This is a genomic window from Polyangiaceae bacterium, assembly GCA_020633205.1.
GTDB lineage: Bacteria > Myxococcota_A > Polyangia > Polyangiales > Polyangiaceae > JAHBVY01.
On the sequence record JACKEB010000014.1, the window covers coordinates 569,993 to 584,186 of the forward strand.

Below are 14,194 nucleotides of genomic sequence, written 5' to 3' on the forward strand. Positions count from 1 at the left end.
AAGTCACTCGTTGGTTGGCACACCCCGACAGGCGACATACACGTCTGCCCCGTTCTTTGGTGTGTCGTCGCCAACGAAGCGCAGGAGCTGCTTGCGATCAGCGGGGCAATCGCGCACGAAGCGCTCGCCTTCGGGCGTCGCCTCCTCGTTGATGTAGCACCAACCGAAGCCCTCCACGTTGTCCTCGCTCAAGCAGGCGGAGAGTGTTTCATCACGCGCTTGCTCGATCTCGCACAGGCAATAGCTATCGCATTCGATGCCCGTATCCGCGCCGCAGGTCTGGTTGTCCTTCAGCTGTCCGCGCACGACCTTATCCAGGTCGCTCGCCACCGCTCGCCTTCCTCGGCCCGCGTCGCAGCTGCACGAGTCTTCACGCGTTGCTTCCACGACCTTGCAAGACACCCCGTCTGGGGTCACCTCGAGCTCCCGTCGTAAGCACTTGCCGTTGAGCAAGCCGCTGACTCGATCGCCAATGGCTTCCGCCGCCGGAGAGTAGCCGAAGCTTGGGCTATCTTCGTCAGTTACTTCCTTCGGGCAGATGGAAGCGAGCACCGCGGCATCCTCGATTTGTGCGAGCACCTCTAGCTCTCGGCGTGTGGGAAACGCCCGACCATAGGTCTGCTGGGTGGTGTAGGAGCCATCGGGCTGCTCGCATATTGGCTTGTCCAAGTCCTGGCCATCGAACTGCTCCGTCTTGCACTCGGAGGCCTTTGCTGGCGGCTGCGCGAGGGGGAAGATGCAGGAGAACTGCAAGTCGTTCTTCTCGGCGATGTTCCACTCGTGTCCGTTGATTGGGTTCGAGCTTGGCGTGCCGCCAGAGTTGGCGGGGACCAGCGGCGCGCCGAGCACCGGATTGGACCCCGTGCGTTCCTCGACGCTCTCCCACATCAGCGGGTCGGTCGCTGGTGCGCCCGTCTCCGGATCCCCGAGGATCATACCCCAACGCTTCTGTGCGGCGAGCTCAGCGGCGGTGAGGTAGCTGACCGGTGCACCCAAGGGCAACGAGGACTCACAGCCGGCCTCGCCTGCACAGGTGTCGTCAGTGGTCACGACGTCTTGCCAGGGGACGCCCAGGATGCCTGCCACCAACACCGTCTTCGGAGTGCGCACGAAGCCGCCCTGAACGGCTTCGGGGAAGAGTGGATTTCTGACCATGCGTCCCGAAGAGTCCTTGATTTGCTCTTGAGTCAAGCCGTCGACGTAGCGCTGGATGGGGTGCAGGTAGTCGACGCCAAACCTGCTCTTCTGCTGGAAACAGCGCAGGTTGAGCCGATCGTCGCTCTCGCTGAGGCGCTCTCCCTTGCTGCACTCGACGTCTGTTGCCGGGCAGCCTTCGGGGACGGCGTCGGTGCAACTGTAGCAGCAGGGGTCATCCGGTGATGTGCTGCACGCACTCGAGGCGCGCGGCATGCGGTCGTCGGAGGCGAGGTCCTTGACCCCTGACTTCGGCACCACCGAGCAATCGTTCTCGTCGGTGAGCATCACCAACGCCAGTAATGAATCGGGCCGCAGAAAGTCTCGGCGTTGTTGGAGCAGGTCCTCATCCACGAAGTCTGGGCGCGGCTCCCCGCCCACGTCCCTGAAGGCATGTGCCGGCTCTGGATCCACAAGGAATCGGTACCAGGCCTCCAGGGATGCTTCGAAGCCGCAACCGCTTTCGCCAACTGCGGTCACCATTTCTTGAACGTTCTCGATCAGTCGGCTTGCATCGGCTTCCCCCGGAGGATCGAGCTTGCCCTTGGGGTCCCAAGCCAGAAAACCCTTGTTTTGGTAGGTCGCGATGTGACTACCGCGGGGAAGTTTCCCGATCAGCTTGGCGTTGTCGTTGGAGCCCTCGTCCTTGCAGACGCCTTGCACCAGCCCGAGTTCGACGCTCGAGGTGATCACGCCGACGTGGATGTCTTCGAGCGGCTTGAACTCGCGCCGGTAGCCATCCGGGCACGCGGCATCCGGAGTGGCCATGGTTTGACGGTCCCCGCTATCGCTCACGCAGGCAGGGTTCACCAGGCGCCCTACCAGCTTGGGTATGGCGCGCTTCAGCATGTCCTGCTTGTCCCCCATCGACGACGAGTTATCGATCATGAACAGCAGATCGATCTTGTCGATGGTCTCCTGACGTAGCGAGAAGACGACGGAGTTCGTCGTCTGGGGCTTCAACGGGCTGACCGGCCTGTCGAGGCACGCCGCCGTGAGAAGTCCACCGGTGACCAACAGTGAGGCGCCGACCAATTTCCTGGAGGATATGACCATGAGAGCTGAGTCGCCGCTCGCTCAACTGCTGGGTGTTCGCTTTTGCGCTCGGAGCATGCGCAACGAGGTTGGCAGTCTGTTGAATCCACACGGAATAAAACATGGGCTCGCGCTTCGACGCGACGGGCGCAGCAGCGCGCTCTCTGGCACTGCGCTAGCGAGAGAACACCCGGAAGCACGGCCGTGACGACCAGTCCGGCGCGGCGCCGAACTACAGCGACGCCCGAGCGGCCCAGCGCAGGGCCTTGTCCTTCACGGCCTGGCTCGCGCCGGGGACGCTGGCCGCGGCGCGGGTCAGGCGCTTGGCCTCCGCGCGATCACCTCGGGATAGCGCGAGCTGAGCCTGGCCGAGCAACGCTTTGGCCCGGGTGTCAGCATCTCCGTTCGTCGCGAGTCCTTGGAGCACGCGGTCGGCCTTGTCCGAGTCGCCTGCCGCCAGGGCAGCGGAGACCTGACTCCAGTCTGGGGGCGTGCTGACGTCGGACGCCGCGCTGCCTGTCTTTGCCTTCGCTTCGCGCGCCGGGTCCTTGGGCAGGGGACGCGCCCCACGAACTTCAGGTGGAACCGCAGCAGCAGGACCAGCGGTGCCAACGTCAGCGCTGGGCGCATCCGAGTCGACCTGCATCGGCTGCAGCCAACCTTGAGGCAGCCCGAGCTTGGCCGAGCCAGCGGAAGGCTGCGAGGGAGCGGCTTCCGTCTGCCCCACGGAGCCTAGCGCTGCCGCCTGAACGCCTTCGTTCGGCGTACTGCTCACGGCAGCAAAGAGTCCCGCGCCGAGCAACGCGCCGCCGCCCAGAAACTGGAGTAAGCGCCGCATGTGGTTTGCGGGGTTCGCGAGCTGTGCTTGGACGCGAACTGTGCCAGCCGCGAGTTGCTGAGCCGTGGGTTGGGTGGCCTGGTAGGCGTCCCGCGCCAGAGCGATACGCGCTTGATAGTCGCTCATGGCTGCTCCTCCGTGTCCGGGTTGAAGAGCGGATCGCCCGCCAGGAGCTCTCCGAGCTTCTTCCGCCCATCTCGCAGGCGGGAGCGCACGGTTGCCTCGCCCGAGTCGGTGATCTCTGCGATTTCGCGCACGCTGAGCTCTTCTAAGTCGTGGAGCACGATGACCGCACGCTTGTGTGCAGGCAACGCTTCCAAGTGGTGGTAGAGGCGCTTGGCACGCCGCGCCTGGAGGACTCGCGTTTCAGTGCCCTCTTTGGGGCACTCTGGCTCGACGCCGGACTCTGGATCTTCATAGGCAAAGCGCCGCGTCCAGCGTCGGTACCAGCGATCGTGGTCCTGCACCGTGCGGTACGCGATGGAGTAGGTCCACGTCGAAAAGGCGGAGCGCCCCTCGAAGTTGGGCAGCGCCTTGAGCGCTCGCTCCGCGGCAGCTTGGACCAAGTCGTCCAGGTTGTTCCGCGGCCCTGCCAACGAGCGCACCTGCTTGTAGAGCAGGGGCAATAGCTCATCCAGGCACGTGGCGCCTACCGACGCCGCTACCGGGCGGATGCTCGCGTCGACGTTGAGCGCCGAGGCTTCATCCAGGCTGAGCTCTGCTGTTTTCACGTTCAAGGCAGAATCCGAGTCGCTGCGCGTATCCGCTCGGGGCCCTGTCCAGGCACCGGTTTTGGAGGGGCGCTAGCCCGACGGTGCTGGAGCAAGGCTCCGTCTGAAGTATGTCGCCGTAGGTTGAGGTTCTGAGCGCTTCGATGCACCCCGGACGGGAGAAAAGCGATTTGTTTCGGAAGTGAGTGTGGATTTTGCCATGGTTCCGCTTCGAATGCGGGCTCGCATCTTTTGCACGGTGACCTGGCTCTGCAGCCTGAGTGCCGTGGTGTGGGCACCTCAGGCCTTGGCCGAAGAACCTGACCCTGACACTCCTCCGCTCAAGCTGGAGGTGAAGTGTGAGCGCATCTCGGTGGACGACCAAGTCGAACTGGATGCGCGGGCGAGGCTGACCGTCGCTGGCCTGTACAAGGCCGCGCCAAGTCGGCTGCGCTTCCTGTGTGATGACGACAAGGCGTGGATCGAGTGGGGTGACCCAGCGGTGCCCCTTGCTGTGTCCACGAACACCAACCTGAGGGGACTTCTCGAAGATTTCCTAGACGCCCTCGAGCGACAAGTTCGCGCGGAGAAGACTCGCGCCGACAAGCGCCGGCAGTTGCCTCCGGACACCGGCGGTCCGCCAAGGCTCGGCAAAGCCAAGCCAGCGCGCCTATTCGGCCCCGGCGGAGCTGGCCTGCGTCTCCTCCGGGAACCGGCGGAGGGTAGCATCTCGCAGCTGATTGGCCCGCGCTTGGACATCGGGGTCGGCCTCGCAAAGCACTTCACCCTGAGCGTGATGGAGGGGATCCGCTCGAACTTCGATGCCGGGGACCACGCGGACGCTGTTCACCTGATCGACGTCAAGCTTGGTCTGGCCTACGGGGCGCCGTTCGATGGTTCCCTGTTTGGCGTTCAGATCGCTGGCGGCAACGAGTGGCTCTACTCTTCATCGAACCTGGTGTCCTCCGCCGCGTTCGAGCTGGGACTCAGAAGCTCGCTGTACGTCGGCAAGCTCGCGCTCTGGATTGGCTTTGACGGACTGGTGCGCGCCCGGGAAATCGCGTTGCTCGACAGCAACGTGACGCTGGGCTCCCCGTCGTACTTGCTTTCTATCGGCGGCTTTTGGCGCGCCATCGAGCCGCTTAGGGAGCCTTGACCCTCTCCCCCAAAAAAAGAACTCAGGGCAGAGGGGTCACTTCCACGCGGATTTGATGTTGCTCGGAGTCGTTACCGCACGCCACGGAGAACTCGCCGGTTTCGACTTCTTCCGCGGTGACCGATTTCGCATCGCAAGTCACGCTCAGCGGGGCGCCAAGGAGCGGCGCAATCGCGATTAAGTGAGGTCCCTTGATGCTTGGATCTCCCTGGAAATCCAGCTCGAAAGTGCCCGTCGTGCGATCAAAGGCGAAGCGCTTTGGCCAACCGGCGACCCGGCTCGGTCGGACTCGAGCAAGGGACTTCTTTACGTTGGCGCGAGGACTAAAGGTGCCAGTTGCGTCGTCGTGATCGAAGCATCCCCAACGCCCTTGGCTCTGTTCCTTCCACAGCCAGAAGAACGACGTCGCCATGTACTCTTCCTGCAGCTCGCTCTGCCAGGTCAGGTACTCGTCACCTTTCACCCCAAGGGGGTCGATGCCCCACTCGGTGATGATCAGCGGCGCCTTGAGTGCGTCGGCTTCCTTGCGCGCGTTCGCGTTCGAACGGCGCAGCTTCTCCTTGTCCAGGCTGGCTTTCTGCTCGTCGGTTGCAGTGAAGGAGTAGGTGTAGACGTGGGGCGCGTAGCCCACCATTTCTCCCAAAGGCCCCTCGGCTAGGGTCGCTTGATCAGTCAAGTTGCGGAAGACTGGAGGCTCGTACACATAGAGCTTGTTGGGCGCTGCCTCGCGGATACGCAGGTGGGCGATCTGGTTCAGCCTGGCGATGCCTTCGTCTGAAGCCTGAGGCTCATTGAAGATTTCGAGCCCCATCACGTTCGGGCTCGCGGCGAAGCGCTTGGCGACATGAGCCGCCATCAAGCTGAAGCGCTCACGCAGGTTCGCGCCACTCGCCGAGTCCCCGAAAAAGGTCTCGAACGCCGCGACGACTTGGCCGCTCACGCGGCGATCCGCCAGGTCTTCGAGTGGGCCTTGAAGGAGCATTTCGGGGGCGGGGTCGATGGCCCAGAGTGGCGCGCCGTCCTCGCCAATTTCCTTCGAGTAGGCGTCCTGGTGCAGGTCGAGCAAGACCATGACACCGGCATCAGCGCACAGCTTCACCACGCGATCGACTTCGTCGAGGTAGCTCTCATTGAAGCCGCCCGTCTCCGTGGGTTCGATCGCGCTCCAGTTGATCGGCAGTCGCAGCGAATCAAAGCCAAAGTCGCGCAGCTGCTGAGCGTCCTCCGCGGTGAAGGCGGGCACCTCTTCCAACGCGACGCGCCCGTCGTCGAAGCGGACATCGAACACGCCATCGATTCGCGCATTGATTCCGCGAAGAAACGCGACACGCCCCTGCTCGTCCACCAGCTGCCCACACTGCACCCCAAACGGAACACCTGGGGTGGCCGCCTCACCACACGGCGCCGTAGATTTTGGGGGAGAGGTGCTCTGGTCGTCGCTGCCACAGCCCACGCAGGCAAGGGCAAGGGCACAAGCTGAAACTGGGAAGCTCCACTTCACGCTAGAGCCCCTACCAAGGGCACCGAAATGCGGCAATCCGTCGCTAGAATCCTGGTTTTGATGCAGGTTTCATGGAGATCCGGGTCAAGACCTGGCGCCCGGAAGGGGATGGTAGTAGCCAACCCCCCCGATCAAGGAGCTTACGCAGATGACCCGAAGCAAAGTCGCCATCGTCCGCACTCGTCCCGAGACCGTGCTCGAGGACTACCACCGCTTGATGAACCTGGCGGACTACCAGCAAACGGTGGCCAAGGACGCTGACACCGCGCTCAAGGTGAACATCTCCTGGCACTTCTTCTTCCCCGGCTCGTCCACCACGCCGTGGCAGCTCGAAGGCGTGATCCGCGCGATGAAGCAGGACGGCTACGACCCGAACCTGATTCACGCCTGCCACAACCGCACTGTGGTGATCGACGCCCACCTCGGCGAGCGTGAGAACAAGCAGCTCGACGTGGTCCAGGCGCACGGCCTGCGCAACGTTCACCTGTATGAGGGTGAAGAGTGGATCGACGTTCGTGACGCCGTGGGCGACCTCACGAAGAAGTTCCTCTGCCTGAACGAGGTCTACCCGAAGGGCTTCTCGATCCCGAAGCGCTTCATCGGTGAGAACATCCTCCACCTGCCGACGATCAAGACGCACATCTTCACCACCACGACCGGCGCGATGAAGAACGCGTTCGGTGGCTTGCTGAACGAGCACCGTCACTGGACCCACCCGGTGATCCACGAGACCCTCGTCGATCTCCTGATGATCCAGAAGAAGATCCATCGTGGCGTGTTCGCCGTGATGGACGGCACCTTCGCGGGGGACGGCCCTGGCCCGCGCTGCATGATCCCCCACGTCAAGAACGTGCTGCTCGCCTCGTCGGATCAGGTCGCCATCGACGCCGTCGCCGGCAAGCTGATGGGCTTCGATCCGCTCAAGGATCTCAAGTTCGTGCGCCTGGCCCACGACCTCGGTCTCGGCTGCGGCGACACCCGGGACATCGAGTTCGTCGGTGATGTCGACGCGCTGGACGAGAAGTGGAACTTCCAGGGTCCCTTCAAGGAGATGACCTTTGCCTCGCGGAACCAGCACCGCATCTACTGGGGTCCGCTGAAGAAGCCCGTCGAGTGGTCGCTCAAGACGTGGCTCGCGCCCTGGGCGTACGTCGCCTCCGTCGCCTACCACGACATGTTCTGGTACCCTGTTTACGGCTTCAAGCGCGTGCGCGAGGCCCTGGAGAGCGACTGGGGTCGCCTGTTCGCGAACTGGAACGACGTGCAGCCGGACGCCGACGGGCGCGGTTACCCGGACGTGGGAACCAAGACGACTGAGCTCAGCCGCACGGGCATCAAGCACCTGCTCGAGGGCACTCGCCTCCTGGGCATGGCGGTGGCTGAGTCCCCAGAGATCCAGGCACGCCAGCGGGCAAAAGCGCGCAGCGATGCGCGCGCATAAACTCGGGCCGCGCAGCGATGCGCGCTTGGACACTTGTTACATACAGGTCCGTAGTTCCGAGACGGCGCCCACATCGACCGGGCGCCGTTTTTCTTTTGTGGATGCCGACCCAGCTCTGGCGCTCGGTGTCATGAGCACGCTGTCATGAGCACGCGGTAAGGGAGAACCGAACGACAGCGCCGCGAAGTCACCGCCCCACAAATCATGCGTGGAAATCTGCCGCGCCAGAAAATGGCGCAATGCATTGGACCCGATTGAATCAGGGCGCCGGTGCGTCGGACCAGCTCCTTCCTGCGTCCAGTCTTTCGCAGCGGAAACTACACGCCCCAGCGCAAAAACGCTGAGACGGAGCTCATCTCCTGACGCCTTTCGCCACCCCCGCGACTCGGCGCGCGCTCCAGTGGGAGCGAATGTGCGACCAAAAGCCGAGTGCGCAGCTGATCTTTGATCCGTTCTCCTGGCTCCAGTCGTACCCTTGGGAATTCGGAGGGGACGCTCGAGGGAAAGCGGCCCCATAGGCTTGAGCTGCAGACCACGCAGCTTGGGTTGTGGCTTCCGCCTGTTGGGTGGCGGAGCGTCTTTTGATGGGAGAACACTAAGCATGAAGCGACCCTTACTAATGACTGGCTTGGTTGCGGTGCTCGCAACCGCCACCAGCGGCGCCTGGGCAGCGGATCACACCGATTCGCCTGCTGCAGTGGCAGATCCGGCTGCGGACATCACGGACCTCTACACCTGGATGGAGTCCGACGCGTCCAAGATCAACTTGGTGATGAACGTGGTGCCTGGGGCCACCAACACCTCCTCGTTCAGCACGTCCGTCATCTACACCTTTCATCTCACAAACCCGCAAACCTCGGATCCGAGCGTCCTCACGAGCTACATGGTGATGTGTCAGTTCACGAGCAACTCGAGCATCCAGTGCTGGCTCGAGGGGCCGAACGGCACCATCGATTACGTGTCGGGTGACCCAACGCCTAGCGCTGGCCTCGACTCGACCAACGGGGACATGAAGGTCTTCGCGGGACTCCGCAACGATCCGTTCTTCTTCAACCTGGACGGTTTCAGCGACGCTATTGGAACGGTCAAGACCGCTGCACCAACCTTGCCGATGAGTTCGGTGGCTGGCTGCCCGCAGGTCGACGCGACCACTTCGGACGCACTGGTCGGGATGCTCGGAGGAACCGTGAACGGCACGATGCCGGCGGCGGACAAATTCCTCGGCGGCGACGTGATGTCGATCGTCGTCCAACTCAACAAGACCCCCGTCACCGCGGCTGGTGACGAGCTGCGGGTTTGGGCATCCACGAACCAGGTCGGAAACTGAAAGGAGGCAGCATGAAGATTCTAAATATTGCGGGTCTTGTGATGTTGGCCTCCAGTCTCGCCCTCGTGGGCTGTGGGGACGATGACGACGGCGGCGGTGGCGGCAAGGCCGGTACCAGTGGTTCCGCAGGGACCGCTGGCAGCGGCGGCAGCGCCGCTGGCGGTAGCGGCGGCACCGGTAATGCTGGTTCCGGCGGTACAGCTGGAACGGGCAACGCTGGTACGGGGGGCACTGGCGGAAGCGCTGGCTCAGCGGGTACTGCGGGTACCGGTGGCACCGGGGGCGGCTTCCCCGCGGCACCGACCCTTGGAGCGCAGATCGACCGCATGGGGCGTCCAGCTGTGAGCACGGCACTGATCCAACCGCTGGGGGACAACCCGGCGAAGGATGCGGCGAAGGACGACTTCAACTCGAAGACGCCTGCTGACGCAGCCAGCTTTGTGCCTGAGATCAAAGCCTCGCTGGGGTACTACGACGCCCTCGACACGATGTGCGGCAACCAAGCCTTCTTCGTTGCGTCGGGCGGATCGTACGACGCCCTAGCGGGTGTGTTGGCGGCTGACTTCCTGCGCGTCAACAGCTCGAAGGGCAGTTGCAACGTCTACCTCGCCGTTGAGTCGGGCACGTTCCCGGACGAGTGCGGCGGTCGCACCCTAACCATGGATGTCATCGACAGCAGCTATACGGCGCTCTCGGGGGCCACCCCAGGTGTGGTGACCGACGGTATCGCAGTCGACGCGGACGGAAACCAGACGGCGACCTTCCCGTTCCTAGCTCCTTCAGCTAACTAAAGAGCATCGTGAAGCGCCTGACGTCAGGCACCATCGCAGAGAAAGCCGCCCCGCGAGGGGCGGCTTTGCTGCTCTTGGTGTCGCTCTGTACCTGTTGCTTACCCGGCTGTGATGAACAGCAGCCAGCTGCCGTGGCTTCGGCATCTGCCCCGACGGCCCCTGTCTCTGCCAGTGCCATGGTGCCTGCGGCCGCATCCTTCGATCCGCTGCGTCCATACACCAGCAAGCCCACGCCGGGAGACATTGCCGTGGGGAACTTGAGCTCCCAGATTGACGGCCGAGAGAGGCTGCTGAGCAAGCGGGACGTGTTGCAGATTCGCGAGGCGCTCGTTGGCGCTTACCTTTCGCGCACACAGTACATCGGGAGCTACTCCGACTTCGACCAGGCTGAAGAGCAGGTCAAGCTCGCGATGCAGAAGCATGGCAAGGAGCCGGCAGCGCTGCTCCTGAAGGCCAGCGTCGACAGTGCCCTGCATCGCTTTGACGAAGCGCTGAAGACCCTCGACGCCGCGGAGAAGGCGGGCGCGAAAGCCGACAAGCTCAAGAAGCAGCGGGAGACCATCTGGATGGCGCGAGGCGAGTACCTCGATGAAATCGTCGCCGAACGAAAGGCCATCGCGGAGAAGTACCCGAGCTACCAGTCGCTGTCCGCCCTCGCCGTCGCGCAGATGACGGCGGGCGACTTCGAGGCAGCGGACAAGTCCTTCATTGAAGCCGTGCGGAAATATCGGGACGTCTCGCCGTTCCCCGTCGCGTGGGTGAGCTTTCAGCGCGGCGTGATGTGGGCAGAGCACGCAGGAAAGCCGGAGAAGGCGCTCCCGCTATATCGCGAGGCGGTCACTCTGCTGCCTCAGTACGTCGTCGCAAACGTCCACCTCGCGGAGCTCGAGCAAGAAGCGGGCAACAAGGACGAAGCAAAGAAGCTGCTGCTCAGCGTGCTCAAGCCCGATGGCGACCCCGAGCCGGCTTCAGTGCTTGCAGAGCTCTTGAAAGACTCAGCCCCGGACGAGGCTGCGAAGTACACCGCTCAGGCAAAGCAGGGCTATGAGTCGCTGCTCAAGCGCTACCCCCTCGCGTTCGCCGACCACGCCTGCGAGTTCTATCTCGGGCCTGGAGAAGATCCGAAGCGCGCCCAGAGCCTGGCGGAGCAGAACCTGAAGAACCGCGCAACGGAGCGCGCCTTCTCCTTGGCCATCGAAGCGAGCCTGGCGAACAAGGACACCAAGCGCGCCTGCGAGCTCGCCAAGGACCCACGCTTGGCGAGCCCCAAGAACCCGGAGATTGCCAAGCTGCGGGACACCGCAAAGCAAGGCTGCAAGTAGCACACGCCGCGTCGCGGCTAGGTCTGAACAGGCCTAGCCGCTGCTGCGCAGGCGCTGGCTAGCCGTAGATCTGTTCCGCGAGGTAACGCTCGCGGCCAATCTCCTCGACCTGGTGGAGCTGAGCCTCGAGCCAATCGATGCCCTCTTCCTCCTCGAGCAGGATGCCTTCGAGGAGCTCACGGGTCCCGTTGTCGTGCTTGTCGCGGCAGAGCGAGATCGCCTTGTTCAGGCGCTTCACCGCTTCGTACTCGAGCTCCACGTCGACCTTGTGCATCTCGATCGGCTCTTCGCCCACCTTCACGGGGAAGTAGCGTTGCATGTTGGGTACGCCGTCGAGGAACAGAATGCGCGCGATCACCTTGTCCGCGTGCTTCATCTCTTCGATGGACTCGGAGCGCTTCTTCTCCGCGAGCTTCTGGTAGCCCCAGTCCTCGCACATGCGAAAGTGGATGAAGTACTGGTTGATCGCCGTGAGTTCCGAAGTGAGTACCTCGTTCAACGCGTCGATGATTTCTGAGTCGCCCTTCATCTGCCTCTCCAGTCTGCTCGAGTGTCCCCGGAGGGTAACGGTAGGACAGCTCAATGACAGCCCCAATTCGCGATAAGGGATGTCAATACCGCAAAGGATCCGCGCACTTGGCTTTGCGGGGCGCGCGCTGCTGGCTGCCCGTTCAGGCGCTTAAGTAGCTTTGATCCGCGGCCGTTTCCCACTCCGAGGAGGCTTCGAAGCATTCCAGCCTCATGAAAAAGTGCGGCGCGATATTGATATCCGTTATCAAGAAGTTATGGTCCATGGACCTAGTCGCGGCGCTCACCAGAGCCCCCTCTAACCCCTCGCCACACCCGCTTTCCCTATGCTCGTCTGCCACTGTCACCGCGTGAATGATGAACAGATCCGCCAGTGCGTCCGCGATGGATGCGGGAGCGCCCGGGCGGTCTCTCGAAACTGCAAGGCCGGCTCGGGTTGCGGCGGCTGCATGCCGCTGGTGAAGCTCGTCGTGAAGGACGAGCTCCAGCGCAGCGAAGTCGAAGAGGGCGGCGTCGACTTGCTGATGCCCCTAGCTCAGCCAGCGTGACAGCACAGCCAGCCTAGCAACGCAGCCAGCCTGACAGCGCAGCCTGCCTGACAGCGCAGCCTGCCTAGTAGTCAATCCAGGTCTACGTCCTCGGGTTTTACCCCGCGGTACTTCGGGTCCAGCGGCTTCTTGCTGCTGGGCTTTTTCGTTTCGGGCTGCTTCCCGCTCGGCTGCTTGCCCTTGGGTTTGCCATTAGACTCATCCAAGTCCACGTCAGCAGGCTTTACCCCGCGGAAAGACTCGTCGTCGAGCTCTTCGACGTCGTCGGCCTTTTCTTCGTTCGTGGGGGTGAGGGGCGCCGCCTTCGGATCGGATTCAGGCTTTCGGCGCAATCTCGGCTGCTCCGCTTTGCTCGGCTTTTCCGGCGCGTCGAACGAGTACTGCAAGCCAAAGCCGATCAGGTCTGCGCTCGCGGAGTAGGTTCCGCCGTTCACCGGTTCGAAGGGTGCGTTGCCCTTCACGGGGTTGATACGTCCCACCTTCGCGGTGGCTGGATCCACGTACACCTGACGGGTGAAGGCGTGGGCGTAGAGCGCATCGAAGCGCCAGTGGTCGCCGACATAGAGGCTCCCTCCCACGGTCACGAGCACCTTGTCGAAGTCCAGGGAAGACAGGGACAAGTAAGGGTCCGGCACGGCGCTGGTCTCGTAGGCGACGCCTGCCCGGGTGACCAACTTGTAGTCATCGATCGGCAGCTGATACTCCGCGCCCAAACGGTAGCTGTCGGAGTCCTGAAAGTTGCGTGGGATGTCGATGCTGGGCAGCGTGATGCGCTGGGGGCCACCAGGCAGGTTGATGATGGCCATGTTCTTGGGTGTCGCCTCGATCTTGTCGTGGGCTGACCACACTTCGCGCACGAAAGCGGCCTCGATGCGCAGCGGCTCGACGGGGCGCACTTCGATGCCTGCGCGTACGATGCCGGCGAGCTTCACCTTTACGTGAGCGTCTTCTCCGTCGACGCTCGCCTCGTCGAAGATCACGCTGGAGGGCAGCCTCACGCGGATCTTCGCGTCGGAGTCGATCACCGTCGGAGTGTGCGCGCTGAGCCCCACTCGCACGCTTTCGTGGGGAATCAAGATCAAGCCCGCGTTACCGCTTGGGGCGATGAACGGCCCGATCTCGAACTGGCTCAGCGCATCGTACTCGGGTTGCTCCGGAGCGCCGAGCAGACGATCTTCCAGGCTGACGCTGAACGCAATGGTGGAACGCACCGTGCCCATCAGTGCTTGAACTCCGCCGCCGATGCGTAGCCACTCTGTGGGTGCCCAGCCAACCCAGCCACCCATCAACACCACGGTGGAGGCGTTGAACGAACCCAGGGTGTAACGGGCGGGGGACGGCTGTCCGTTGACCGTCTCTGGGTAGCCGGCGAGGGCAACGTATGGCGCGTAGAAGCCGGCTGCGATGGAGAGATTCGGCTCCTTGAGGTGGTAGTTGCCGATCAAGGTCGGCAGCGGTAGCACCGGCGTCGAGCCTTCAACCGTGGCGGAGTCCACGCGCTGCAGGGTGTCGCTGGCGTCGCGGATCAAGAGCTGACGTTTGTACTCACTGGTGAGCCTTAGCCAGGTAAAATCCGCAAGGAAACTTGTGGGGGTATCTGCGAGGCCTGCTGGGTTGTACCAGATGGCACCTGCATCGTCGGCGCCTGCGATGAACGCGCCGGCGCGCCCCATCGGGCGCACGCCGCGATCGGAGAAGTAGAGACCTGCGGCTTCAGCCCGGGCGGTGCCACACAGCACACTCACCCCCAAACCGAGCGCTAAGAGTTGACGCGCATTCATCGTAAGCGAAGGAGAGATAGCG

12 protein-coding genes are annotated in these 14,194 nt (G+C 63.2%); 6 read left to right on the top strand and 6 right to left on the bottom strand.

Annotated elements, in window-relative coordinates; all coding sequences use genetic code 11:
- Window positions 1-3: 3 nt before the first annotated feature.
- The 3 genes from H6718_22505 to H6718_22515 all read right to left on the bottom strand — a co-directional run bounded on the left by H6718_22505 (window position 4) and on the right by H6718_22515 (window position 3,798).
- On the bottom strand, window positions 4-2,250 hold the full coding sequence (locus H6718_22505) for a hypothetical protein (protein MCB9588197.1): 2,247 nt from the start codon (window positions 2,248-2,250) through the stop codon (window positions 4-6).
- Window positions 2,251-2,461: 211 nt separating this feature from the next.
- Window positions 2,462-3,193, bottom strand: coding sequence for a hypothetical protein (locus H6718_22510; protein MCB9588198.1), 732 nt, complete (start codon window positions 3,191-3,193; stop codon window positions 2,462-2,464).
- Entirely contained in the window at window positions 3,190-3,798 is a 609-nt protein-coding gene (locus H6718_22515; GenBank protein MCB9588199.1) for an RNA polymerase sigma factor, read from the bottom strand. Before H6718_22515 ends, H6718_22510 begins: the two co-directional genes overlap by 4 nt.
- A 199-nt stretch (window positions 3,799-3,997) precedes the next feature.
- Between H6718_22515 and H6718_22520 the strand changes: the two genes are divergently transcribed.
- Entirely contained in the window at window positions 3,998-4,933 is a 936-nt protein-coding gene (locus H6718_22520) for a hypothetical protein (protein MCB9588200.1), read from the top strand.
- Between the two features lie 22 nt (window positions 4,934-4,955).
- On the opposite strand, the gene H6718_22525 is transcribed toward H6718_22520, so the two are convergent.
- On the bottom strand, window positions 4,956-6,434 hold the full coding sequence (locus H6718_22525) for a cellulase family glycosylhydrolase (GenBank protein ID MCB9588201.1): 1,479 nt from the start codon (window positions 6,432-6,434) through the stop codon (window positions 4,956-4,958).
- A 148-nt stretch (window positions 6,435-6,582) separates the two neighbouring features.
- Here H6718_22525 and H6718_22530 point away from each other — a divergent pair, with 148 nt between their 5' ends.
- The 4 genes from H6718_22530 to H6718_22545 all read left to right on the top strand — a co-directional run bounded on the left by H6718_22530 (window position 6,583) and on the right by H6718_22545 (window position 11,315).
- A complete protein-coding gene (locus tag H6718_22530; GenBank protein ID MCB9588202.1) occupies window positions 6,583-7,875 on the top strand; it encodes a DUF362 domain-containing protein in 1,293 nt (430 codons plus the stop codon).
- A gap of 601 nt (window positions 7,876-8,476) precedes the next feature.
- On the top strand, window positions 8,477-9,202 hold the full coding sequence (locus H6718_22535) for a DUF4331 family protein (protein MCB9588203.1): 726 nt from the start codon (window positions 8,477-8,479) through the stop codon (window positions 9,200-9,202).
- Between the two features lie 11 nt (window positions 9,203-9,213).
- The gene (locus tag H6718_22540) at window positions 9,214-9,993 is read left to right on the top strand and encodes a DUF4331 family protein (GenBank protein MCB9588204.1); all 780 of its coding nucleotides are present in this window, start codon (window positions 9,214-9,216) and stop codon (window positions 9,991-9,993) included.
- 8 nt (window positions 9,994-10,001) lie between these two features.
- A complete protein-coding gene (locus tag H6718_22545) occupies window positions 10,002-11,315 on the top strand; it encodes a tetratricopeptide repeat protein (GenBank protein MCB9588205.1) in 1,314 nt (437 codons plus the stop codon).
- Window positions 11,316-11,373: 58 nt separating this feature from the next.
- On the opposite strand, the gene bfr is transcribed toward H6718_22545, so the two are convergent.
- Window positions 11,374-11,844 carry a bacterioferritin gene (bfr, locus tag H6718_22550; protein MCB9588206.1) on the bottom strand — a complete coding sequence of 157 codons (471 nt, stop codon included), beginning with the start codon at window positions 11,842-11,844 and terminating at the stop codon, window positions 11,374-11,376.
- A gap of 349 nt (window positions 11,845-12,193) precedes the next feature.
- Here bfr and H6718_22555 point away from each other — a divergent pair, with 349 nt between their 5' ends.
- Window positions 12,194-12,391, top strand: a complete 198-nt coding sequence (locus H6718_22555) for a (2Fe-2S)-binding protein (GenBank protein MCB9588207.1) — start codon at window positions 12,194-12,196, stop codon at window positions 12,389-12,391.
- Between the two features lie 71 nt (window positions 12,392-12,462).
- Here H6718_22555 and H6718_22560 read toward each other — a convergent pair whose 3' ends face one another.
- A complete protein-coding gene (locus H6718_22560) occupies window positions 12,463-14,172 on the bottom strand; it encodes an outer membrane protein transport protein (GenBank protein MCB9588208.1) in 1,710 nt (569 codons plus the stop codon).
- Window positions 14,173-14,194 lie beyond the last annotated feature (22 nt).

Bases quoted from the DNA above. Each gene is read 5' to 3' on its own strand.
- H6718_22505 (MCB9588197.1), bottom strand. From the start codon at position 2,250: ATGGTCATATCCTCCAGGAAATTGGTCGGCGCCTCACTGTTGGTCACC.
- H6718_22510 (MCB9588198.1), bottom strand. From the start codon at position 3,193: ATGAGCGACTATCAAGCGCGTATCGCTCTGGCGCGGGACGCCTACCAG.
- H6718_22520 (MCB9588200.1), top strand. From the start codon at position 3,998: ATGGTTCCGCTTCGAATGCGGGCTCGCATCTTTTGCACGGTGACCTGG.
- H6718_22530 (MCB9588202.1), top strand. From the start codon at position 6,583: ATGACCCGAAGCAAAGTCGCCATCGTCCGCACTCGTCCCGAGACCGTG.
- H6718_22535 (MCB9588203.1), top strand. From the start codon at position 8,477: ATGAAGCGACCCTTACTAATGACTGGCTTGGTTGCGGTGCTCGCAACC.
- H6718_22540 (MCB9588204.1), top strand. From the start codon at position 9,214: ATGAAGATTCTAAATATTGCGGGTCTTGTGATGTTGGCCTCCAGTCTC.
- bfr (MCB9588206.1), bottom strand. From the start codon at position 11,844: ATGAAGGGCGACTCAGAAATCATCGACGCGTTGAACGAGGTACTCACT.
- H6718_22560 (MCB9588208.1), bottom strand. From the start codon at position 14,172: ATGAATGCGCGTCAACTCTTAGCGCTCGGTTTGGGGGTGAGTGTGCTG.